The sequence below is a fragment of the Bacillus sp. JJ722 genome, from assembly GCF_036963345.1.
Classification (GTDB): domain Bacteria; phylum Bacillota; class Bacilli; order Bacillales; family DSM-1321; genus Bacillus_AD.
The window spans coordinates 1-4,772 of the sequence record NZ_JBALMO010000124.1; the positions used below are offsets into that span (position 1 = coordinate 1).

6 protein-coding genes are annotated in these 4,772 nt (G+C 35.9%); 2 read left to right on the top strand and 4 right to left on the bottom strand.

The genetic code is table 11. The annotated features are described in order from the left end of the window. The first annotated feature begins 129 nt into the window (after window positions 1–129). Entirely contained in the window at window positions 130–615 is a 486-nt protein-coding gene (locus V7014_RS15775) for a PaaI family thioesterase (RefSeq protein ID WP_205063177.1), read from the top strand. A gap of 146 nt (window positions 616–761) precedes the next feature. Here the strand turns inward: V7014_RS15775 and V7014_RS15780 are convergent, their stop codons facing one another. From V7014_RS15780 to V7014_RS15795, 4 genes are all read right to left on the bottom strand, one after another. After that, entirely contained in the window at window positions 762–1,502 is a 741-nt protein-coding gene (locus V7014_RS15780) for an amino acid ABC transporter ATP-binding protein (protein ID WP_335508391.1), read from the bottom strand. Between the two features lie 15 nt (window positions 1,503–1,517). Then, the gene (locus V7014_RS15785; RefSeq protein WP_335508392.1) at window positions 1,518–2,174 is read right to left on the bottom strand and encodes an amino acid ABC transporter permease; all 657 of its coding nucleotides are present in this window, start codon (window positions 2,172–2,174) and stop codon (window positions 1,518–1,520) included. Between the two features lie 77 nt (window positions 2,175–2,251). Then, window positions 2,252–3,049 carry an amino acid ABC transporter substrate-binding protein gene (locus tag V7014_RS15790; protein ID WP_335508393.1) on the bottom strand — a complete coding sequence of 266 codons (798 nt, stop codon included), beginning with the start codon at window positions 3,047–3,049 and terminating at the stop codon, window positions 2,252–2,254. Between the two features lie 416 nt (window positions 3,050–3,465). Continuing rightward, the gene (locus V7014_RS15795; protein WP_335508394.1) at window positions 3,466–3,795 is read right to left on the bottom strand and encodes a heme oxygenase; all 330 of its coding nucleotides are present in this window, start codon (window positions 3,793–3,795) and stop codon (window positions 3,466–3,468) included. A gap of 205 nt (window positions 3,796–4,000) precedes the next feature. Here V7014_RS15795 and gpmA point away from each other — a divergent pair, with 205 nt between their 5' ends. Beyond that, a complete protein-coding gene (gpmA, locus tag V7014_RS15800; protein WP_335508395.1) occupies window positions 4,001–4,732 on the top strand; it encodes a 2,3-diphosphoglycerate-dependent phosphoglycerate mutase in 732 nt (243 codons plus the stop codon). Window positions 4,733–4,772: the final 40 nt, after the last annotated feature.

Sequence of the window (4,772 nt, forward strand, 5' to 3'; positions counted from 1 at the left end):
TACATATATAAAGGAAGGTTTTTTTAAACAAATTTAAGATGAGACATGAATGATAGATGTAAAGACTATTGAACGTTATCCATATTTTGTATTTATATGGTATAATATTCAAGAAAAGAGGTGGCAGGAATGGAAGAGACAATTGTAAGGGCTATTCAAGACGAATATCCAGATGATTTTGCATGGTGCTATGGGTGTGGACGATTAAATGAAAAAGGTCATCATATCCGCACTAGCTGGCAAGGTGATCAAACGATGACCATCTACACACCAGAACCGGAACATACTGCATTACCAGGTTTCGTATATGGTGGTGTGATCGCCTCACTCATTGATTGTCATGGAACAGGTTCAGCATCTCTAGCTTTACACCGTAAAAATGGACATGAAGTAGGAGATGGCGTAGAACCACCACGCTTTGTTACTGCATCCTTAAAGGTAGACTTTCTAAAACCAACCCCTCAAGAAATACCTTTGAAAGCAATAGGTACGATTACAGAAATTCATCCAAAGAAGTGGAAAGTTGAAACAGAAGTATATGCGAATGAAACACTTTGTGCTCGTGGAGAAGTCATTGCGGTTGTAATGCCAGCAACTTTTGCAAAGAAAGAGTAGAAGTAGACGAAAAAAAGAAAGTGTATACATATAGAGATAGCTATTTATGAGTCTTCAAGGAGATTAATAGATAGCTTTTTTTAATTTATATAAGGTGAAGAATAGTAAAAAAGAGACATTCTTAAATAGATGCCTCTTCCATTGGTTCATTTTAAATTTCTTTTCAAGAAAGCTTTTGTACGATCGTTTTTAGGATTTTCAAAGAGCTCAGATGGATGTCCTGACTCAATTATTTCTCCGTTGTCCATGAACATTACATGATTTGCGACTTCTTTTGCAAAGCCCATTTCGTGTGTCACCACAAGCATTGTCATATGCTCTTCAGCCAAATCCTTCATTACTTGTAGTACTTCACCTGTTAACTCAGGGTCTAAAGCAGATGTCGGTTCGTCAAAAAGTAGAATTTCAGGATTCATCATCAATGCGCGTGCAATAGCTACCCTTTGTTTCTGGCCCCCGGAAAGCGTAGATGGATAGGCTGTTGCTCTGTCAGTAAGTCCGATTTTTTTTAATAGATCTGTACTTCGCTGTTGAATAGCAGTCTTTGATTCTTTCTTTAACATTTTGGGAGCAATCTCTAAATTTTCTTTTACAGTCAAATGAGGAAAGAGATTAAAGTGTTGAAAAACCATTCCCATTTTGGCGGTAATTTGTTTAACATCTTTAGAATAGTTTCCATCTTTTACAAGGTAATCACCATCTACGCTGATGGTACCTCCATTTATTTCTTCGAGATGGATCAGGCTTCGAAGCATGGTGCTTTTTCCAGAGCCTGAAGGACCGATTACTGCTACTACATCATTTTTATTTACATCAAAAGAAATCTGTTTGAGTACATCTAGTTGACCATATGATTTCTTAAGATTAGAAACTTCAATAATCGCCACTTTCATCACTCCTTCTTATTCAAATTTGAAGCGTTTTTCAAGCCATTTAAAGAACAGTGTTAGTACAAGTGTAATTAGTAGATAGATAATACCTGCAATGAAGAAAGGTACAATGGTAAAATCACGGTTAACCGCTGTTTGAGCAAAGTGTAACAGTTCTGGAACAGCAACGGCATATAGTAATGCAGTATCTTTAACGAGTGTGACCGATTCATTTGCAACAGCAGGTAAGGCAATCCGAAACATTTGTGGCAGAACAATTCGTGTTGTCGTTTGCCATTTATTTAAACCAAGTACATGAGATGCCTCATATTGTCCTTTATCAATTGCCAACAGACCACCACGGAATATTTCAGCAAAGTAAGCAGCGTAATTAAGGATAAAGCCTAGGCATGCTGCAACAAAACGATCGAGAACTAAATATTCTCCGATTCCAGGAATAAGTGGCAATCCGAAACAGATAAAAAGGAGTTGTAGTAATAGTGGTGTACCACGCATTAAGTAGATATATGCTTGAGCGAGCCAAGATAGCGGCTTGAAACGACTTCGAACAGCTAATGTTAACAGGAAGCCGAGTGGAATGGACACTATAATGGCAATGATGAACAACAGAATGGTCATCTTTGCTCCTTGTAGCATCGGTATAATCATAGTATTAAGATAATCTGTCATTAAAGGATTCCTCCCAAAAACAAAACAGAATTTCCCTAGGAAATCCTGTTTGCGTTTTTAATAGTAAGGTCTACTGTTTACTTTAGTACTTTGTTTTCACCAAACCATTTTTCAGAGATTTCTGCTGCTGTGCCGTCTTCATTCAACTGATCAAGAGCAGCTTGAAGTTTATTTAATAATTCTTCGTTACCTTTCTTCACACCAACTCCGTATTCTTCAGGGGCAAGCGCTTCATCCAGTAATTTGAATGTATCTTTTTCTTTTGACATGTAGTATTTAATAACAACTTCGTCAATTACAACTGCATCTACACGACCTGATTTTAAATCGCTTAAAGCGAGTACATTATCACCGAATTCATTGACCTTTTTGATTTTATCTTTGATTGGATTTGCATTTAAAGCATCTAATGCAGAAGAAAGTCCTTGAAGGCCAACCTCTTTACCTGCTAAATCATCAAGCTTTTTGATTTTTGAGTCAGCTAATGTTACAACAACTTGTGTGTTTTTTAAGTAAGGTTTTGTAAATAGAACTTGTTTCTTACGTGTCTCATTGATTGTATAACCATTCCAAATTAAATCGATACGCCCACTGCTTAATTCAGATTCTTTTGTTTTCCAATCGATTGGTTGGAACTGAACCTCTACGCCCATATGCTCGGCGGCTGCTGTTGCATAATCAATATCGAATCCTACGATATTGTTTTGCTCATCTCTAAATCCCATTGGAGCGAACTTGTCATCAATACCGATTACAATTTTCTCTTTACCTTCAGATGACTTATCTGCTTCTTTATCCTCGGATTTAGATCCACACCCCACTAGGATTGCAAATAGAGCAGTAATAGTCAGAATAATAGTAGCTATACGTTTCATTGAATAGAAATCCCCTTTATTCAAAATAATGTTAATCCTTTAGTGCACTAATATATTATTAAGATAACATATTTTGGTTACATATAGTAAGAAAATTTTATAATTTTTGTTTATATAAAATAATCAGAAAATATAAGATTGCAAGAAAGTGCAAAAATTCCTATAAAAATATATACGAAGAAGGTGTCGAATAAGGTAATGGTGCTTTAGATTTTTTACATTTACGTGAAAGTCATTGTTCTCATTTATAGGGAGACACATGCATTTCATCTCTTTCAAAAGCGCCAATTACAGGCATTTTCAACATATTCAGCAAGAATAACAAACTATAACGAAGGGCTAAAAAGCGTAAAAAGGCGTCTTAAAAGTGATGTATAATCACTTTTAAGATAGCCTTCTTAACTTTTTAAATTATATTAAGCTTTTTCTCTTACTGATGCTACTTCATACGTAATTAGTTCGCTAACAATGATCGGCGATTCTTTCTTAGTGGCTTCTGAGCCTGGTTCTGGTTGTTTGTGAGCAGCTTTAAATGCATCACTATTTCTCCATGCAGTAAAACTATCAAGATTTTCCCAATACATATTTACGCTTAATTCGTCATAATCTGTTAGATTTTGTGTTAATAATACTTCAACTTTTACAAAACCATTAAATGTGTCTAATGGACCCGGTGCTGTGAATCTAGGAGCCATCATTGCACCCATACCTTTTTTGACTTTAATTCGATTCGTAACAATGTACATACTTGGACCTCCTTGTAGTAGGGACTATTCATAATCTAATGTGATTAATCAAATAAAGTATAAAGCATTTTGAATAAATATTGATAGAAATAAGTTCTGAAAATTTGACGAAATATAGCAGGTTTATCTAACAGAATGTTTCTATCTAGATTTGGGAATAAAAAGGGGTAGTAATCATTTTGCTTGAGATTGGAGATGAGAGCTCATGAAAAAAATTGTATTAATCCGACATGGACAAAGTCTTTGGAATTTAGAGAATAGATTTACAGGCTGGACCGATGTGGATTTATCAGATAATGGAAGAGAAGAAGCGAGAAAGGCGGGAGAAATATTAAAGGAGAACGGTTATACATTCGATGTAGCTTACACTTCTGTATTGAAGCGCGCTATTAGGACATTATGGATTGTTTTGCATGAGATGGATTTAATGTGGATTCCTGTACATAAAGCATGGAAATTGAATGAACGACATTATGGTGCTCTACAAGGCTTAAATAAACAAGAAACCACAGAAAAGTATGGCGAAGATCAAGTCCAGGAATGGAGAAGATCGGTGGATGTTCGGCCTCCTGCTTTGAACAAAAGTGATGAAAGATATGCAGGGCATGAATATAAGTATCATTGTTTAAAGGAAAGTGATATCCCTTTAACGGAGAATCTAGCAGATACAGAAAAGCGTGTGCTGGAGGAGTGGAATGAACAAATTGTACCGTTATTGAAAGCAGATAAGAAAGTAATCATATCTGCACATGGAAATACAATTCGAGCATTAGTTCAGTACTTGGATGACTTATCTAGTGATGGTGTTGCTAGTCTTAATATTCCAACAGGAACACCGTTAGTGTACGAATTAGATGATGAGTTAAGACCAATTAGGCATTATTATTTATCGATCAAAGGCGAGCTTCCCAAGGAGGCTATTGCAAGACATATATAACGATTGGGTGACATACTTTATGAGGGGCTGTTCGAAAAGT

Excerpts from the sequence above, each read along its gene's own strand:
- V7014_RS15785 (WP_335508392.1), bottom strand. The coding sequence starts at position 2,174 with ATGACAGATTATCTTAATACTATGATTATACCGATGCTACAAGGAGCA.
- gpmA (WP_335508395.1), top strand. The coding sequence starts at position 4,001 with ATGAAAAAAATTGTATTAATCCGACATGGACAAAGTCTTTGGAATTTA.
- V7014_RS15795 (WP_335508394.1), bottom strand. The coding sequence starts at position 3,795 with ATGTACATTGTTACGAATCGAATTAAAGTCAAAAAAGGTATGGGTGCA.
- V7014_RS15790 (WP_335508393.1), bottom strand. The coding sequence starts at position 3,049 with ATGAAACGTATAGCTACTATTATTCTGACTATTACTGCTCTATTTGCA.
- V7014_RS15775 (WP_205063177.1), top strand. The coding sequence starts at position 130 with ATGGAAGAGACAATTGTAAGGGCTATTCAAGACGAATATCCAGATGAT.